The organism is Microbacterium sp. JAI119, assembly GCF_013410135.1.
In the GTDB taxonomy this organism is placed as follows: Bacteria; Actinomycetota; Actinomycetes; order Actinomycetales; family Microbacteriaceae; genus Microbacterium; species Microbacterium oxydans.
In genome coordinates this window covers 134,709-152,706 of sequence record NZ_JACCCK010000004.1, presented here as the reverse complement: position 1 = coordinate 152,706, position 17,998 = coordinate 134,709, and the positions used below count along the sequence as shown (strand labels likewise).

The following is a 17,998-nucleotide window of genomic DNA, read 5'->3' as shown; positions in this document are numbered from 1 at the left end:
GGGAGGCCACGACAGCGAGCCAACCGGACACTCCGATTCGGGTTTTCCGTAAGAGTTCCCGTGATCGTCGCGGTTCGACCACGACGGTTCTGCTTCACTGGGGGCATGAGTACGCATGAGAGGGAACCGCACGGCACCGGTCTCGGTCAGCGGCTGAACTGGCTGCGCGCAGGAGTGCTCGGCGCGAACGACGGCATCGTCTCGGTCGCCTCACTCGTCGTCGGGGTGGCCGGCGCCACGACCGACAACGCCGCACTTCTCACAGCGGGAATCGCCGGCCTCGTCGGAGGCGCGATCTCGATGGCCCTCGGCGAGTACGTGTCGGTGAGCAGTCAGCGTGACAGTGAGAGGGCACTGATCGCGAAGGAGCGCGAGGAGCTCCGTACGATGCCGGCCGTGGAGCTCGACGAACTCACCCAGCTCTATCGCGACCGCGGGCTCTCGCCGGAGACAGCGCGCCAGGTGGCCGAGGAGCTCACCGCGCACGACGCCCTCTCCGCCCATCTGGAAGTGGAACTGGGCATCGATCAGGATGACCTCGTGAACCCGTGGCACGCGGCGCTCTCCTCCGCGGTGGCGTTCACTCTCGGAGCACTGCTGCCGTTGCTGGCCATCCTCCTTCCCCCTCCGGAATGGCGCGTGCCCGTGACGTTCGTCGCAGTGCTTCTCGCGCTCGCGGTGACGGGAACCCTGTCGGCGAAGATCGGCGGCTCCGCTCCGATGCGCGCATCCATACGGCTGGTCGTCGGCGGCGGACTCGCACTGGCGGCGACCTGGCTCATCGGCACCCTCCTCGGTACGACCGGCGTGGTCTAGCGATCCCGCGCCGAGCAACGACGAAGGGCGGGTGCCGCAGCACCCGCCCTTCGTGGATCCGTACCGAGGATCAGTTCGACATGAAGCCGACCAGCAGTCCGCCGGTCACCTTCACCGCGAGGTTGTAGATTCCGGCGACCACGGCGCCGAGCACCGTGAAGACGATCAGGTTCAGGATCGCCACCACGGCGGCGAAGGCCATCACCTGCGGCAGTCCCACGACCTCGGACAGCACGAACGTGTTGTCGGTGATGCCGAGCAGGAAGCTCTCCGCCGTCGTCATGATCCCCGTCGCCTGGAACACGAGGAAGATGAGGAAGAACGAGACCATCGTGACGACCGCGAGGGCCACGGCTCCGAGGAACGAGAGCTTCACGGCCGACCAGAAGTCCACGTAGACCAGTCGGAGGCGTACCTGCTTTCCGCTGGTCTTGCGGGTCGACTTCTTCGCCAGCTTGTCGGCCACTGTGCTCATGCGTCTGTATCCTCAGGGGTCTGGGTCGTCTCGGGGGCCTGGGTCTCTGCGTCCTCCGCATCGGCCTCTTCTTCGGCGAGGCCGCGCTCACCGTTACGGGCGATGGCGAGGATGCGGTCGGCCTCCGTCGTACGGGCGAACACCACTCCCATGGTGTCTCGACCCTTGGCGGGGACCTCGGCCACGGCAGAGCGTACCACCTTGCCGCTGGACAGAACCACCAAGACCTCGTCGTCCTCGGAGACGATCAGACCACCCGCGAGAGTGCCCCGATCATCGTTGAGTTTGGCGACCTTGATGCCCGTTCCGCCGCGACCCTGAACCCGGTACTCCTCCACCGCGGTGCGCTTCGCATAGCCGCCGTCGGTGACCACGAAGACGAACTTCCCCGGCGCGGCGACGGATGCCGAGAGCAGGCAGTCCTCATCGATCTTGAACTTCATTCCGCGGACACCGGCCGTCGCCCGGCCCATCGGGCGCAGGGCTTCATCTGTCGCCTCGAAGCGCACCGACATGCCTCGACGGCTGATGAGGAGGATGTCGTCCTCGGCGTTCACGAGCAGCGCGCTGACGAGCTCGTCCTCCTCGTTCAGACGGATCGCGATGACACCGCCCTGACGGTTGGTGTCGTAGTTGTCGAGACGGGTCTTCTTGACCAGTCCGTCACGCGTCGCGAGCACCAGATAGTCCGCCACCTGGTAGTCGCGAATGTCGAGCACCTGGGCGATGTTCTCGTCGGGCTGCAGGGCGAGCAGGTTCGCCACGTGCATGCCCTTGGCGTCGCGACCGGCCTCCGGCACCTCGTACGTCTTCGCGCGATAGACGCGACCCTTGTCGGTGAAGAACAGCAGCCAGTGGTGCGTGGTCGTCACGAAGAAGTGCTCGACGATGTCGTTCGCCCGCAGCTGGGCACCCTTGACGCCCTTGCCGCCGCGGTGCTGCGAACGGTAGTTGTCGCTGCGCGTGCGCTTGATGTAGCCCTCGCGCGTGACGGTGACCACCATCTCCTCTTCGGCGATGAGGTCCTCCATCGAGACGTCGCCGTCGAAGCCGTGCAGGATGTGGGTGCGGCGCTCGTCGCCGAAACGCTCGACGATGCCGGTCAGCTCTTCCCGGATGATGGTCCGCTGACGGCCCTCGTCGGCCAGGATCGCCTTGTAGTCGGTGATCTGCGCCTCGAGCTCGTTCGCCTGATCGATGATCTTCTGACGCTCGAGGGCTGCGAGCCGGCGCAGCTGCATCTGCAGGATCGCATCGGCCTGGATCTCGTCGATGTCGAGAAGCTTCTGCAGGCCCTCGTTGGCGTCGGCTGTTGTCTGCGAACGACGGATCAGCGCGATGACCTCGTCGAGCGCATCGAGCGCCTTCAGGTACCCGCGCAGGATGTGCATGCGCTTCTCGGCCTCGCGAAGGCGGAACTCGGTCCGTCGCACGATCACGTCGATCTGGTGGGAGATCCAGTTCGAGATGAACCCGTCGATCGCGAGCGTCCGGGGGACGCCGTCGACGATCGCGAGCATGTTCGCGCCGAAGTTCTCCTGCAGCTGCGTGTGCTTGTACAGGTTGTTCAGCACGACCTTGGCGACCGCGTCGCGCTTGAGCACCACGACCAGGCGCTGACCCGTGCGGTCCGACGACTCGTCACGGATGTCGGCGATGCCGGTGATCTTGCCGTCACGGGCGAGGTCGCCGATCTTCACCGCCACGTTGTCCGGGTTGACCTGGTACGGCAGCTCGGTGATGACGAGGCAGGTACGACCCTGGATCTCCTCCACATTGACGACCGCGCGCATGGTGATCGAGCCGCGGCCGGTGCGGTAAGCCTCGTGGATGCCCTTGGTGCCGAGGATCTGCGCGCCAGTCGGGAAGTCCGGGCCCGGGATGCGTTGGATCAGGCCTTCGAGCAGTTCCTCGCGGGAGATGCCGGGGTTGTCGAGTGCCCAGAGCGCCGCGTCGGACACCTCGCGCAGGTTGTGCGGCGGGATGTTGGTGGCCATTCCGACCGCGATGCCGACCGAGCCGTTGACGAGCAGGTTCGGGAAACGGGCGGGCAGGACCGTCGGCTCCTGCGTCTGGCCGTCGTAGTTGTCGGTGAAGTCGACGGTGTCTTCTTCGATGTCGCGCACCATCTCGAGCGCGAGCGGAGCCATCTTGGTCTCGGTGTATCGCGGAGCCGCGGCACCCATGTTGCCGGGGGAGCCGAAGTTGCCCTGCCCGAGGGCCAGCGGATACCGCAGCGACCACGGCTGCACCAGTCGCACGAGGGCGTCGTAGATCGCCGAGTCACCGTGCGGGTGGTACTGACCCATGACTTCGCCGACCACACGGGCGCACTTCGAGAACGACTTGTCAGGACGGAATCCGCCGTCGTACATGCCGTAGATGACACGCCGGTGCACCGGCTTGAGGCCGTCGCGCACATCGGGGAGCGCACGCCCCACGATGACGGCCATGGCGTAGTCGAGGTAGCTGCGCTGCATCTCCGACTGCAGGTCTACCTGATCGATCTTGCCGTGGTCGTGTTCCGGCTCGGTGCGTTCTTCGTCAGTCATCAATCAATCTCTCTGTCACACATCTGGTCTGAGCCCGCGGGCATCAGATGTCGAGGAAGCGGACGTCCTTGGCGTTGCGCTGGATGAAGCTGCGTCGGGACTCGACGTCTTCGCCCATCAGCACACTGAAGATCTCGTCGGCCGCGGCCGCGTCTTCGATGGTGATCTGCTGCAGGGTGCGAGTGGTGTGATCCATCGTCGTCTCCCACAGCTCCTTCGGGTTCATCTCACCGAGACCCTTGTAGCGCTGGATGCCGGCATCCTTCGGGATGCGCTTGCCGTTCTCGATGCCGTGCTTCAGCAGGGCGTCGCGCTCGGCGTCGCTGAACACGTACTCGTGAGCCGAGTTCGACCACTTGAGCCGGTAGAGCGGCGGCATGGCGAGGTACACGAAACCGGCCTCGATGAGCCCGCGCATGTAGCGGAAGAGGAGCGTCAGCAGCAGGGTGGTGATGTGCTGACCGTCCACGTCGGCATCCGCCATCAGCACGATCTTGTGATAGCGCGCCTTCTCGATGTCGAACTCTTCGCCGATGCCGGTGCCGAAGGCCTGGATCATCGCCTGGACTTCCTTGTTGCCGAGCGCCTTGTCGAGACGCGCGCGCTCCACGTTGAGGATCTTTCCTCGGAGGGCCAGGATCGCCTGGGTGTGAGGGTCTCGACCCTGCACGGCGGAACCACCGGCCGAGTCACCCTCCACGAGGAAGATCTCGCTGATCGACGGATCCTTGCTCGTGCAGTCCTTGAGCTTGTCCGGCATGGCCGCCGACTCGAAGACGCTCTTGCGACGCGCCGTCTCACGGGCCTTCCGCGCGGCGAGACGAGCCGTGGCCGCATCGATCGCCTTGCGGATGATGTTCTTCGCCTGGTTCGGATTGCGCTCCAACCAGTCGCCGAGCTGATCGCCGACCACTTTCTGCACGAACGCCTTCGCCTCGGTGTTGCCGAGCTTCGTCTTGGTCTGCCCCTCGAACTGGGGCTCGCCGAGCTTGATCGAGATGACTGCGGTCAGTCCCTCGCGCACGTCGTCGCCGGAGAGGTTGTCGTCCTTCTCCTTGAGGAGGTTGTTCGCTCGCGCGTATTTGTTGACCAGGGTCGTCAGTGCCGCACGGAAGCCTTCCTCGTGCGTTCCACCCTCGTGGGTGTTGATGGTGTTGGCATAGGTGAACACGTTCTCGGTGTACGAGGTCGTCCACTGCATCGCGACCTCGAGCGAGATCTTGCGCTCGGTGTCCTCCGACTCGAAGGCGATGATCTCGTCGTTGACCACTTCGGCGTGGCGCACCTTGTTGAGGTACTCGACGTAGTCCACCAGACCGCGCTCGTAGAAGAACACATCGCCGGGCTGCTTGGTGACGGTCGCGCCGTCCTCCTCGACCTCGTAGGCCGACGACTCGCGCTCGTCGCGCAGCTCGATGCGCAGCCCCTTGTTGAGGAACGCCATCTGCTGGAACCGCGTGCGGAGGGTGTCGTAGTCGAACTCGGTCGTCTCCTGGAAGATCTCCGCGTCTGGCCAGAACGTGATGCTCGTCCCGGTCTCGTCGGTCGCCTCGCCCTTCTCGAGCTTCTGCTGGGGGACACCGCCGTCGGCGAAGCTGTGCCGCCAGACGAAGCCCTTCTGCTTGACCTCCACGTCGAACCGCGTCGAAAGGGCGTTCACGACGGAGGAGCCGACGCCGTGCAGTCCACCGGAGACGGCGTACGCGCCGCCGCCGAACTTTCCGCCGGCGTGCAGGATCGTGAGGACGACCTCGACCGTCGACTTGTTCGGGTCCGACGAGTGCGGGTCGACCGGGATTCCTCGGCCGTTGTCGACGACGCGCACGCCGCCGTCAGCGAGCATCGTCACCAGGATCGTGTCGGCGTAGCCGGCCAGCGCCTCATCGACCGAGTTGTCGACGATCTCGTAGACCAGGTGGTGCAGGCCTCGGGGACCGGTCGACCCGATGTACATGCCGGGGCGCTTGCGCACAGCCTCGAGGCCCTCGAGGATCTGGATCGAATCCGCGCCGTACTCTCCGGGCTGCTTCGCCTTGGGTGCGGGCTGTGGAGTCTGGGTCCCTGAGCCAGTCGAAGGGGCGGGGGTTCCCCCGGTGTTCGATTCCGTCTCGTCAGCAGGGGATTCAGGCGTCATCAGAGGGCATTCTCCACATCGATATCACGAACTCCCATTCTAGCGGAGTTTCGTCGAGAAATGCCGCTCAACGGCCGTGTGTGGGCCTCTGAGCGTTTCGACCCCCTCGGATGGTGCCCTACCCGTAGGTATCGCGTGGGCCCCGTCCTGGAACGGCTCTGGGACCCCATTTCCACGAGGGGACGTCCGGTCCGATGAACCGAAGGTTCTCCACGCCCGCATCCGGATACCGTCGACCGATCTCCGTGAGGATCGTCGCCCGCATGAACTGCAGGTTCTTCGCCCACGCCGTCGAATCGCACTTGACGGTGAGCAGACCGCGCTCCAGAGACACCGGCTCCGAGTGCTTCGCGGTGTCGGCCCCAGCGAGGTCGGCCCACTGCCGAACGAGGTCTTCCCGGGCGAGGGTGATCTGCCATCCCGAGTCCCGACTCAGCTTGTCGAGCACGGCGCCGAGCGGGCCGGGATCACGCCCCGGCGTGAACGGAGCGTTGTCGTCGTCCGTGGTGATGCGCCGTTTGCGCTTCCAGCTCTTCGAGCTCGGCTGCAGGCCGCGCAGTCGCAGGTACGTGCCGATCGTCTCCGGGACGTCAGCCGGCGGAGTGGAGACCGGGGGAGTCGATGCCGCGTCAGTCATCCTTCCCCCTCTCGTCGCTGATCGTTCCAGCGCTGATCCGCACCACGTGCGCGTGCAGCACCTCGGGGATATCCTCCTCCACCGCTGCCGTCACCACCACCTGTTCGTATCCTGCCGTCAGGGCGGCGAGGCGCTGTCGACGATCGGCATCGAGTTCCGCGAAGACGTCGTCGAGGATGAGGACGGGATCTCCGGCCGGGGACTCGCTGCGCAAAAGCTCGGCCGAGGCCAGCCTCAGCGCGAGGGCCACAGACCACGACTCGCCATGCGATGCATAGCCCTTCACAGGGAGGTCGCGAACACGCAGCACGAGGTCATCGCGATGCGGACCGGTGAGGGTGAGTCCGCGGTCGAGTTCGTTCGACCGCTTCGCCGCGAGCGAGGCGCGGAACAACTCGGCGATGTGCCCGGGATCTCCGAGCCGGTCGACCGATGATCCGGCGTTTCCTCCGTCCGCGGCATCTTCGCCCTCTTCGGGATCTCCTCCGCCGACCGAGAGGGCCCATTCCAGCTGCGGGCGGTGGTCGGCCCCGGCGATCGCCTCGTACGCATCGGCGACCGGCTGCTGCAGATCCACGGCCAGCCGCTGTCGAGCGGTGATGATCTCCGAACCGAGGGAGACGAGCTTGTCGTCCCACACATCGAGAGTGCTCAGCGCCTCGCCGCGGATTCCCCTGGCCCTGGCCGACTTCAGGAGCGCGTTCCGTTGCTTGAGCACACGGTCGTAGTCGGCGAGGACGGCGGCGAGTCTCGGAGTGCGCTGGATGAGGAGCTGATCGGTGAACCGACGACGAGCCGAGGGATCGCCTCTCACGATCTGCAGGTCCTCCGGAGCGAACAGCACGACGTGTGCATACCGGGGGAGCTCGTTCGGCTTCGACGGCGACCCGTTGATGCGCGCCTTGTTCGATCCCTGCCGGTTGACCTGCACCTCGGCGAGGACACGGCGCTCCCCGTGAGAGAGGCGAGCCCTGATGACGGCGAACTCCTGTCCGTCGCGGACCATCGGTGCGTCCGAGGAGACACGATGGGACCCCAGAGTCGCCAGGAACACGACCGCTTCGGCGAGGTTCGTCTTGCCCTGGCCGTTCCTGCCCACGAGGACGTTCGGACCGCGGTGGAGAGCGAGTTCGGCGGTCGCGTAATTGCGGAAATCGACCAGACTCAGGTGCTCCACAATCACGGAGTCAGCCTACCTTCGGTGTCCGACACCTGATTCAGTGTCGGTGAATCTCGGGGATGGGGAGGCGTTAAGCTCCCTGCTCTCGCCGAGCGGGGTCAGCGCAGGAGGAGGTTGGGCTGCAGCAGGTACTTGAACGAGTCGAGGCCGGCCTGATCGACCGAGGTCTGACTCGTGATGAGGACCGGGCTGAGCTTGTTGGCGTTGTCGCTCGATGTGAAGGTGACGCGCACGAACTCGCTCTTCACGGCGCCGAGAGCCTCGATCAGGTACTGCGGATTCAGTCCGAGCGTGACCTCGTCACCGCCGGAGAGGATCGCGTCGACCGACTCGGAAGCGCGCGCATGGTCTCCGCCGGAGGCGTCCATGGTGACGCTGTCGTTCGAGAACGTGAAACGCAGCGGAGCGGCGCGATCGAGGACGAGCGATACGCGGCGGACCGCTTCGACCAGGTCGGCGGTGTTCACGACCGCGTAGTGGTCCGTCTGCTCGGGGAACAGACGACGCACCGGCGGGAAGTTGCCCTTGATCAGGAGCGAGGTGACGGTCTTGTTTCCTGCGGTGAACGCGATGATCTCGCGGTCGCCGGCTCCGGAGAACGCGACCTGGATCGTTCCGGCGTGTCCGAAGGTCTTCCCGACCTCCAGCAGCGTGCGCGCGGGAACCAGCGCGGTGGCCTCGACCGCTTCACCGTCCCACGGCACGTCTCGGAGCGAGACGCGGTAGCGGTCGGTGGCGACAAGACTCAGGGTCTGGCCGGAGACCTCGAGCTGCACACCCGTGAGCACCGGCGTGACGTCATCGCGTGAAGCCGCGAATCCGACCTGCGCGATGGCGGTGCCGAAGTCGTCGGCGGGAACGACTCCCGACGAGCCGGTGACCTCGGGGATGGACGGGTATTCCTCAACCGGCATGGCGGCGAGGGTGAACCGCGCGGAGCCACAGGTCACCGCGATGCCGCCGTCTTCCTCGACCGCGATCTCGATCGGAGCGTTCGGGAGGCGGCTGGCGATGTCCGAGAGAAGTCGACCGTGGACCAGGATCGTGCCCGGGGTCTCCACCGTGGCCTCGATGGTGGTTCGAGCGGAGGCCTCGTAGTCGAATGCCGAGAGCGTGAGGCCGGAACCGTCCGCCTCGATCAGCACTCCCGCGAGGATCGGCTGTGGGTTGCGCTGCGGCAGGAGCTTGACGACGAACGAGACAGCCTCGCTGAAGACATCGCGGTTGACCTGAAACCTCACGGGTGCTCCCTTGTCGTCGAACTGTGACGCGTTGTCGTCGGCCCTGCCGGTGCAGGGCTTCCCATGCTAGCCCCACAGTCCGGCGTATCCCTACGCCGAGGTTCCTGTCATTCGACGGTCGGCTCTCCACACCGTCTGGTGATCGGATCGCGCCCTGAATGACTTAACTCCTTAACGGTGTTAACAGCTGTGGATACTGTGGATAAGTCGGTGGATAGCAAGAGCGAGTAGGGAACTACACAGTTGTCAGTTGTGGAAACCCTGAGGAATCCGCGGGTTGGCGGGGGTGAGGTGCTCGAAGCCCCTCCCGGAGTTATCCACAGGTTTGGGTGATCGACCCACATTCGTCCCGATCGAATCCACGGTCATCCACAAGTTATCCACATGTGCATAGAGGTATCAATCGAGAGATCAGAACCCCAGTCCGGGTGACAAAAAGGGGAGGTCCGCACCCGATCAGGTGCGGACCTCCCCTTTTTCCGAGACGCGGCGTGTCAGCGCCGTCCCAGCTGGGTCGTGATCTCGGTGACCTGGTTGTAGATGGAGCGACGCTCCTTCATGAGCTCGCTGATCTTCTTGTACGCGTACATGACGGTCGTATGGTCGCGGTTGCCGAACAGCTGCCCGATCTTGGGGAGGGAGAGGTTCGTTCGTTCCCGGCACAGGTACATGGCGATCTGTCGAGCGGTGGCGATCTGCTGCGAGCGGCTGGACCCGTACAGGTCGTCGACGGTGAGCTTGAAGTACTGCGCGGTCGCCGTGATGATGTCGGTCGGCGAGATGATGTTGTCCTCTGCCGTGTCGATGATGTCGCGCAGCACGGTCTGGGCGAGCGCGATGTCGAGAGGCGATCGATTGAGGCTCGCGAACGCGGAGACGCGGATCAGTGCCCCCTCCAGCTCGCGGATGTTGGATGACACCACCGTGGCGATGTACTCGAGCACCTCGTCGGGGATGTGCAGAGACTCGCTCTGGGCCTTCTTGCGGAGAATGGCGATGCGGGTCTCCAGGTCGGGCGCCTGGACGTCGGTGATGAGACCCCACTCGAAGCGGCTGCGCATCCTGTCCTCGAAGCCGGTGAGGAGCTTGGGAGCCACGTCACTGGTGATGACCACCTGCTTGTTGTGGTCGTGCAGGGTGTTGAACGTGTGGAAGAAGGCTTCCTGGGTCTCGGCCCGCCCCTGCAGGAACTGGATGTCGTCGATGAGGAGGATGTCGACTTCCCGGTATCGCGCCTGGAAGGCAGCACCCCGGTTGTTGGCGATGGAGTTGATGAAGTCGTTCGTGAACTCCTCGCTGGAGACGTATCTGACCTTCACCCCCGCGTAGAGGGACTGCGCGTAATCGCCGATGGCGTGGAGGAGGTGGGTCTTGCCCAGTCCGGAGTCGCCGTAGATGAAGAGGGGGTTGTACGCCTTGGCCGGTGCTTCGGCGACCGCGACGGCGGCTGCGTGGGCGAAGCGGTTGGATTGTCCGATCACGAAGTTGTCGAAGGTGTACTTCGGGTTGAGGCGCGACTCATGGCGCATCGGGGTGGGCGCAGGCTCCATGGGGGATTCGCTGCGCGTCTGCTCCTGACGACCGAAGTCGCCGACGGCGATCGGCGCGGTCTGCTGCTCGGCGAGCTCGTGGTTGACCACGACGCGGTAGGAGGTGACCTCCTCGCCGATGTGCGAGAGGGCCTCCATGATCGGGAGACGCAGACGCTTGTTGATCTGCGCGGCCGTGAGATCGTTCGGAACCTCGAGATAGAGCGTGGCCGACATCACTCCGGCCGGAACGGCCAGGCTGAGGAAGCCCTGCAGTTGGGGTGTCACCCGGTCGTCGTCGACCAGAAGCTCCTGCACCGTGGTCCAGATGGGGACATCGGGCTGGGCAGGTGAGGACATGACGCTCCGGACGGGTGATCGAGGCGGGGTCTACGTGCCGTGTCCCCTGTGGATAACTTAGGATGCCACGGTAGTCATCCCGGCTGTGAACGGCAACCTGCCCTTGGAATCACGCGGGCGTGTTGCGTCGACGCGAGGTCCGGAGGTTGTGGATAATGGCTGTGCACCCGGTACCGCGCGACGGCTCTGTGAGAGCCCAGATTTGCTCTGTGCGCCGGTAAGACGTACCCTTACTTGGTTGACTTATGCCATTTTTGGCAGTACCCCATGTCTCCGGTCGAAGTGAACCCGGTGGCAGCATTCCCGGAGTGATTCCATGAGCAAGCGCACCTTCCAGCCCAACAACCGTCGTCGCGCCAAGAAGCACGGCTTCCGCGCCCGCATGCGTACGCGTGCCGGCCGTGGCATCCTCGCCGCCCGCCGCGCGAAGGGCCGCACCGAGCTCTCTGCGTAGTCCGCTGTGCTCGCCCGCCCGTATCGGCTGACTCGCGGGAGCGACTATCGTCTGGTCGTTCGTCGCGGATCCCGTTGTGGCGGGGCGCGTGTCATCACCTCGGTGTTGACCACGGGCGAGAACAGAGCCGCGAGGTTCGGATTCATCATCAGCAAGCAGGTGGGCACCGCAGTGGTGCGCAACTCCGTGCGTCGTCGGCTCAAGGCCGTGTGCGCGGAGGCGCTTCCACGGGTTCCTGAGGGCACGGATGTCGTCATCCGTGCCCTTCCTGCGTCTGCGACCGCCTCTTACGCGGAGCTCCGAGCCGATGTCGATCGGTGCCTCCTCCGCCTGGATCCGGCGGCTTCCGCGGTGTCGGCATGACCGCCCTTCCGGCGTCGTCCGTCGGGACCGCACATCTGCATGCGCAGGACCTGGTGCGGAGCATTCCGGTGATCCCGCGGAATCTCGTGCTGGGGTTCCTCACCGCCTACCGCAAGGTCATCTCGCCGATGTATGGAGATGTCTGTGCGTACTACCCCAGCTGTTCCGCCTACGCTGTAGGTGCGGTGCAGCAGCACGGCGCAGTGAAGGGGGCGGCGCTCTCCGCATGGCGCATCCTCCGCTGCAACCCCTGGACCACCGGCGGCGTCGATGACGTCCGTCCGCACGAACACTTCCGTTACGACCTGACCGCACACGGTTTCGTCGTCCCTTCCCGAAAGGACTGATCGGTGGGTCTTGACCTTCTGCTCGCCAGCGCGACTCCCAGCCCTCAACCGGCGGGGGGTGGCTTCGATCTGATCGGCACCATCCTGTGGCCGCTCAAGTGGGTGGTCGAGCTGATCCTCGTTGCCTGGCACTGGCTGCTGACGGCTGTCGGTCTGCCCGCGGCCTCCGGCATCACCTGGGTGCTGTCGATCGTCGGGCTCGTGATCGTCGTCCGTGCTGCTCTCATTCCGCTGTTCGTCAAGCAGATCAAGAGCCAGCGCAAGATGATGGAAATCGCTCCTGAACTGCGAAAAGTTCAGGAGAAGTACCGCGGCAAGAAGGATCAACTCTCTCGTGAGGCCATGAGCCGCGAGACCATGGCGCTGTACAAGAAGCACGGTACGACACCGATGTCGAGCTGTCTGCCGCTTCTGGTGCAGATGCCGATCTTCTTCTCGCTCTACAGCGTGCTGAGCGATGTCAGCAAGCACGCTCGAGACAACATCGGTGGTGTCGGTCTCCTCAGCCCGGAGCTGACGAAGGAGTTCTACGACGCGAAGCTGTTCGGTGTGGCGTCGCTGCACGAGACGCTGGGTAACGCGATCGATGCGCAGAACACGACGGCCATCATCATCCTGGTCACGCTCGTGGTGCTCATGATCGGGTCGCAGTTCTTCACGCAGCTGCAGATCATCTCCAAGAACCTGTCGCCCGAGGCCAAGACCGGCCAGGCGTACCAGATGCAGAAGATCATGCTGTACGTGTTGCCGCTGGGCTTCATCTTCTCGGGTGTCTTCTTCCCGCTCGGCGTCGTCGTGTACTGGTTCATCTCGAACCTCTGGACCATGGGTCAGCAGTTCCTCGTCATCCGCGAGATGCCCACTCCCGGTTCCGAAGCTGCCAAGGCACGCGAGGAGCGTCTTGCACGCAAGGGCAAGGCGATCGATTCCTCCGGCAAGGTCGTTCCGATGGCTGCCTACGAGGCTGAGCAGCAGCGTCTGCTCGAAGAGGCCGAGAAGGCGAAGGCAGAAGCACCGAAGCGTCAGCAGCCGGTCGGAAAGAAGCGTGCGAAGAAGAAGGGGAGCGGTTCATGAGCGAGACCATGACCGACAACACCGAGCCGACTGTGGCCCAGCTCGAGAACGAGGGAGACGTCGCGGCGGACTACCTCGAGGAGCTTCTCGACATCGCGGACATCGATGGTGATCTGAACCTGGATGTGCGGCAGGGTCGGGCATACGTCTCCGTCGAGGCTGAGGGCGATGCGCTGGCGTTGCTCTCCGCTCCGGACACCGTACAGGCTCTGCAGGAGCTGACTCGTCTCGCGGTGCAGAGCAAGACCGGTTCCTTCTCAAGACTGATCCTCGACATCGCAGGCTCGCGCGACACGCGTCGTCGCCAGCTGGAGACCCTGGTCGACGCCGCGGCTGCCAAACTCGACGAGGGTTCCTCCCAGGCATCTCTGCCCTCGATGTCGAGCTATGAGCGCAAGCTCGTCCATGACATCGCCGCCGAGCGGGGCCTGGTCTCCGAGTCCTACGGCGAGGGTGCTGACCGTCACACGGTCCTGCGCCGACGCTGACGTTTCACGTGAAACATCGGTCGAACGGGGACGCTCATGAGTGATCTCGAGCAGGAGCCCTCCTCCGCTGCCAGCCTCTTCGGGGATCGTATCGACGTGGCGCGTGCCTTCACGGCTGCTCTTTCCCGCGAGGGGGAGGAGCGCGGCCTCATCGGTCCCCTCGAGCTCCCGCGCCTGTGGACGAGACACATCCTCAACAGTGCGATCGCCGCTCCGCTGTTCCACGGTTCGGTGGCGGATATCGGTTCGGGGGCGGGCCTACCGGGGCTCGTGCTCGCGATCGCGCGTCCTGATGTGCAGTGGACGCTGATCGAGCCGATGGAACGACGGGTCATCTGGCTCAACGAGCAGGTGGAGGCGCTGGATCTGTCCAACGTCGTGGTGCTGCGAGCTCGCGCGGAGGACGTACGTCCTCCGGAGGGCTTCGATGTGGTCACTGCTCGTGCGGTGAGTGCGCTCCGTACCTTGATTCCGCTGACCGCACCGCTGGTTCGTGACGGTGGCGAGCTCACTCTGCTCAAAGGCATGAATGCAGCGAACGAGATCGATGCCGCACAGAAGCAGATCAAGAAGTTCCGCCTCTCGGACGTTCGCGTCGAGGTGCTGGGTGAGGGAGTCATCCCCGAGACGACTCGGGTGATTCGCGCGCGCGTCCGCTAGTCACGTCTTCATCGAAGGCGGATGTTTCACGTGAAACATCCGCCTTCGTGTTCATCGGCAGGGTCTCATCGCTCGGGCATCCACCGTCTCCGTGCGTTGGCGCCCGTAATGCCTCGCTCCGCGCGCGACCAACCAGGGCTATCACGATCTCGACGAGACCTACTGCCCATCTGAAAGCGGAGTCGCGCGCCGCACGCAGCGCGATGTTCGCCGGGAGGGGAGGCCCTATCGCCGCAGCTCCCCAGTTAGGACACATCGCCATCGCCATCGCCATCGCCATCGGCATCATGTCGCTCGAATGGTTGCGCACTACGTCTCGTGAGCACCACTAGCCAGGCATGCTCGTGCGCTGCGTCGTGATGGCTCTGGTGCCGTCCGCGTACGCGGTGTTTCACGTGAAACGGGTACGCCAAAGAGGGGGAGTTCCGGGCGCGCGGCGTCCTGGGAGGAGAGTTGTCGACTCGGACATTTGGCGTGTAGCCCCGTGACATCCGCGGCGCGACATTCGAGGCACAACACCCCTGACGTGAAGCCCTGGCATAGACCCGGGGCGTTCGGGTTGCGCTAACCCCGCATGATGGGGCGGTCCACGTGAGAGCTCGGTGGCCGGGAATCGTCCGGACTAGGTTCAAGTGAATCCCGACATCGAAGGGTGGCGGCTTCATAATGTTGCTCTTCTACCGTGTTTCACGTGAAACATGCAGATCGGACCGCTGATGAAGCCCTCTCCGTCGAAGAGGGGGCTTGCTCTGCGCGGTAGAGAACAGATCTGTCGCGCGCCCAAGTCCCTGAGACTAGACGGAGTGTCGCAGGCAGCCGGCGGTGAGAAGCTCCTGGTGGCTGCTCGGTGGATGGCCTACGACGGCTTCATGGTCTTGCCTCTCGACGGTGTTTCACGTGAAACATGCAGACCGGACCACCTATGCCGGCCCTCTGGTCGAGGAGAGTGGGCTGAGTCATCCTCTGTCGCGCGTCCGGTCCCTGACAACAGACGGAGTGTCGCAGGCAGCCGGCGGTGAGAAGCTCCTGGTTGCTGCCCGGCGGATGGCATACGACGGCTTCGTGGTTTCGCCGGTCGACGGTGTTTCACGTGAAACATCCAGACCAGACCGCGTGTGACGGCCCTTTGGTCGAAGAGAGTGGGCTGAGTCATCCTCTGTGCAGTAGAGAACAGATCTCGACGTGCGCCGGAAGCGCCTGAGGATAGACGGAGTGTCACAGGCACCCGGGGGATAGAAGTTGTTGGTGCTGCGAGTCGGACGGCGCCCGCCGGCTCTGCCGACACAGGGACGTCTGAAACCACATGCGTGGCGCAGCGCAGGGGGGAGTTCCTCGCCGTGGCCGGCCAGAGGCGTGAGGACCACCCCCGTCTGGGTCAGTGGGTGGTGACACCGAAACATGACCGGCGTGGCGGTGCCGAGCGCAGCGAAGCTCGTCACTCTGTCGGCGATTCCATCTGACGGCCCCGGCACACTCCGTCTACTGTGGAGACTCCTGCAAGTGGGGTGCGCTGTACCCGCCAGCACCGGGAGAGGGCAGCCCGGCAGGCTAGCTGTCGTCATCATCGCCACAGTGCGCACTGTTTCACGTGAAACATCCGCCAAGCGATGCGGGGAGCGGAGCGCGAGAAGCCGGTCTGGCGGAGACTGGCCGCGGGAACGAGGACCCCGACGTGCTTCGCTCGAGCTGCGACAGTGCTCTCGTCATCGAACGTCTCTGCTTGCGATTAGAGTGGAACGCGGCCCCGAAAGGAGTGGATGTTTCACGTGAAACCATCCGAGAAGACATCCTCGAGCGAATCGTTCGGGATGGACACGCCGCTTGCGCGGGAACTCGCTGACCTCTCCGCCCGCAGGCGCGCACTCGAAGGGGTTGCCGTGGAGTTCACCGGCGAAACCCGCGTTCTCACGGTGTCGAACCAGAAGGGTGGCGTGGGAAAGACCACCACCGCCGTGAACATCGCTTCCGCACTGGCGGGGATGGGCGGGAAGGTGCTGGTCATCGACCTCGACCCGCAGGGAAACGCATCCACAGCCCTGGGAGTACCCCACAGTGCTGAGGTCTCCAGTGTCTACGACGTGCTGATCGACGAGCTTCCGCTGGCAGACATCGTGCAGCAGAGCCCGGAGGATCCCAACCTCTTCTGCGCACCGAGCACGATCCACCTCGCGGGGGCGGAGATCGAGCTGGTCGCGCAGGTCGCTCGAGAGCATCGTCTTCGTCGCGCGCTCGACGTGTACCTCGCAGAGCACCCGATGGACTTCGTCATCATCGACTGCCCACCCTCCCTGGGCCTGCTCACGATCAACGCCTTCACCGCCGCGACAGAGGTTTTCATCCCCATCCAGTGCGAGTACTACGCACTGGAAGGATTGAGCCAACTGCTCGGCAGCATTCAGATGATCCAGAAGCACCTGAACCCGGTGCTCCACCTCTCGACGATCCTGCTGACGATGTTTGATGGGCGTACCCGTCTGGCACAACAGGTCGCGGAGGAAGTGCGGACGCATTTCCCCGAGCAGGTGCTGGAGACCGTGATCCCTCGATCCGTACGGGTATCCGAGGCCCCGAGTTTCGGCCAGACCGTGATCGCCTACGACGCCCAATCCGCCGGCGCGATCGCATACCGTGAGGCCGCTGTTGAGATCGCGTCGCGCAGAGCGACGCAGAGCAAGGAGAAATGATGGCGAAGCGCACTGGACTGGGCCGGGGCATCGGTGCCCTCATCCCCACGGCGGATCAGTCGGAACGTCCCGTCGATGTCTTCTTCCCGGGCGCGAGCCTGCGACAGACGAGCACCGAGGCGGCTCCCGTGGCCGATGCCGAGGCGCCGGAGCTCGAGAATGTCCCCGGCATTCATCTGGTCCAGGTCGACCCGAACAGCATCGTCGCGAATCCGCGTCAGCCTCGGACGCACTTCGACCCCGAGGATCTCGCAGAGCTGGTGCACAGCGTCCGCGAGTTCGGGGTGCTGCAGCCCGTCGTGGTTCGAAAGAACGCCGATGGCGAGTACGAGCTCATCATGGGGGAGCGCCGCACGCGCGCCGCGCGCGAGGCCGGCCTCGACGTCATCCCCGCGATCGTCCGTGACACCGCAGACGAGGATCTGCTGCGCGACGCCCTGCTGGAGAACCTCCACCGTTCAGAGCTGAACCCGCTCGAAGAGGCCTCTGCATACCAGCAGCTGCTCGACGACTTCGGAATCACCCAGGAGGAACTGGCCACGCGCATCGGCCGTTCCCGCCCGCAGATCAGCAACACGATTCGACTGCTGAAGCTCCCCGTCCCGGTGCAGCAGCGGGTGGCTGCCGGAGTGCTCACTGCCGGGCACGCGCGAGCGATCCTGAGTCTCGAGACACCGGAGTCGATGCAGCGCCTTGCGGACAAGGTCGTGAATGAAGACCTCTCGGTGCGCGCGACGGAGGAAGCGGCGAAGGCACAGCCCCGTGCCGGGTCGTCCGCGAAGCCGACCCCGGGTGCGCGACGCGCGTATCTGGATGAGGTGGCCGGCAAGCTCGGCGACCGTCTCAACACGCGTGTGAAGATCGCACTGGGAGCGCGAAAAGGGCAGGTCACTATCGATTTCGCTTCCATCCAGGATCTCAATCGGATTCTCGAGGAGCTCGGAGAAGGCGGTTACGGCTCGTCGAAGTGAGGTCCCGCCAGCGGCAGCGCTAGCCTAGACTCG

At 64.7% G+C, this 17,998-nt stretch carries 16 protein-coding genes; 9 read left to right on the top strand and 7 right to left on the bottom strand.

Annotated elements, in window-relative coordinates; translation table 11 throughout:
- Positions 1-105 precede the first annotated feature (105 nt).
- Positions 106-816: a VIT family protein gene (locus HDC31_RS16805; RefSeq protein ID WP_113680667.1), complete on the top strand. Its 711-nt coding sequence runs from the start codon at positions 106-108 to the stop codon at positions 814-816.
- 70 nt (positions 817-886) lie between these two features.
- On the opposite strand, the gene HDC31_RS16800 is transcribed toward HDC31_RS16805, so the two are convergent.
- The 7 genes from HDC31_RS16800 to dnaA form a co-directional block, all read right to left on the bottom strand.
- A complete protein-coding gene (locus tag HDC31_RS16800; protein WP_017829919.1) occupies positions 887-1,291 on the bottom strand; it encodes a DUF3566 domain-containing protein in 405 nt (134 codons plus the stop codon).
- Positions 1,288-3,843 (bottom strand): DNA gyrase subunit A, encoded by a 2,556-nt coding sequence (gyrA, locus tag HDC31_RS16795; RefSeq protein ID WP_046747972.1) that lies wholly within the window; start codon positions 3,841-3,843, stop codon positions 1,288-1,290. Before gyrA ends, HDC31_RS16800 begins: the two co-directional genes overlap by 4 nt.
- A 43-nt stretch (positions 3,844-3,886) precedes the next feature.
- Positions 3,887-5,977 (bottom strand): DNA topoisomerase (ATP-hydrolyzing) subunit B, encoded by a 2,091-nt coding sequence (gene gyrB / locus HDC31_RS16790; RefSeq protein WP_082108635.1) that lies wholly within the window; start codon positions 5,975-5,977, stop codon positions 3,887-3,889.
- Positions 5,978-6,095: 118 nt separating this feature from the next.
- Positions 6,096-6,614: a DUF721 domain-containing protein gene (locus HDC31_RS16785; protein ID WP_113680666.1), complete on the bottom strand. Its 519-nt coding sequence runs from the start codon at positions 6,612-6,614 to the stop codon at positions 6,096-6,098.
- Positions 6,607-7,797, bottom strand: a complete 1,191-nt coding sequence (gene recF, locus HDC31_RS16780) for a DNA replication/repair protein RecF (RefSeq protein ID WP_113680665.1) — start codon at positions 7,795-7,797, stop codon at positions 6,607-6,609. Before recF ends, HDC31_RS16785 begins: the two co-directional genes overlap by 8 nt.
- 95 nt (positions 7,798-7,892) lie before the next feature.
- On the bottom strand, positions 7,893-9,035 hold the full coding sequence (dnaN, locus tag HDC31_RS16775; protein WP_046747969.1) for a DNA polymerase III subunit beta: 1,143 nt from the start codon (positions 9,033-9,035) through the stop codon (positions 7,893-7,895).
- Between the two features lie 494 nt (positions 9,036-9,529).
- The gene (dnaA, locus tag HDC31_RS16770) at positions 9,530-10,924 is read right to left on the bottom strand and encodes a chromosomal replication initiator protein DnaA (protein WP_046747968.1); all 1,395 of its coding nucleotides are present in this window, start codon (positions 10,922-10,924) and stop codon (positions 9,530-9,532) included.
- A 316-nt stretch (positions 10,925-11,240) separates the two neighbouring features.
- Between dnaA and rpmH the strand changes: the two genes are divergently transcribed.
- From rpmH to HDC31_RS16730, 8 genes are all read left to right on the top strand, one after another.
- Positions 11,241-11,378: a 50S ribosomal protein L34 gene (rpmH, locus tag HDC31_RS16765; protein WP_013584598.1), complete on the top strand. Its 138-nt coding sequence runs from the start codon at positions 11,241-11,243 to the stop codon at positions 11,376-11,378.
- A gap of 6 nt (positions 11,379-11,384) precedes the next feature.
- Positions 11,385-11,741 carry a ribonuclease P protein component gene (gene rnpA / locus HDC31_RS16760; RefSeq protein WP_113680664.1) on the top strand — a complete coding sequence of 119 codons (357 nt, stop codon included), beginning with the start codon at positions 11,385-11,387 and terminating at the stop codon, positions 11,739-11,741.
- Entirely contained in the window at positions 11,738-12,088 is a 351-nt protein-coding gene (gene yidD, locus HDC31_RS16755; RefSeq protein WP_046747966.1) for a membrane protein insertion efficiency factor YidD, read from the top strand. Before rnpA ends, yidD begins: the two co-directional genes overlap by 4 nt.
- A gap of 3 nt (positions 12,089-12,091) precedes the next feature.
- The gene (yidC, locus tag HDC31_RS16750) at positions 12,092-13,162 is read left to right on the top strand and encodes a membrane protein insertase YidC (protein WP_058630955.1); all 1,071 of its coding nucleotides are present in this window, start codon (positions 12,092-12,094) and stop codon (positions 13,160-13,162) included.
- Positions 13,159-13,650 carry a R3H domain-containing nucleic acid-binding protein gene (locus tag HDC31_RS16745; protein WP_113680663.1) on the top strand — a complete coding sequence of 164 codons (492 nt, stop codon included), beginning with the start codon at positions 13,159-13,161 and terminating at the stop codon, positions 13,648-13,650. The genes yidC and HDC31_RS16745 overlap by 4 nt, the downstream gene beginning before the upstream one ends.
- A 36-nt stretch (positions 13,651-13,686) precedes the next feature.
- Complete coding sequence (gene rsmG, locus HDC31_RS16740; protein WP_113680662.1) at positions 13,687-14,310, top strand: 16S rRNA (guanine(527)-N(7))-methyltransferase RsmG; 624 nt, start codon at positions 13,687-13,689, stop codon at positions 14,308-14,310.
- A 1,808-nt stretch (positions 14,311-16,118) separates the two neighbouring features.
- Positions 16,119-16,994, top strand: a complete 876-nt coding sequence (locus HDC31_RS16735; protein ID WP_227751222.1) for a ParA family protein — start codon at positions 16,119-16,121, stop codon at positions 16,992-16,994.
- Positions 16,994-17,965 carry a ParB/RepB/Spo0J family partition protein gene (locus HDC31_RS16730; protein WP_174799742.1) on the top strand — a complete coding sequence of 324 codons (972 nt, stop codon included), beginning with the start codon at positions 16,994-16,996 and terminating at the stop codon, positions 17,963-17,965. The genes HDC31_RS16735 and HDC31_RS16730 overlap by 1 nt, the downstream gene beginning before the upstream one ends.
- Positions 17,966-17,998 lie beyond the last annotated feature (33 nt).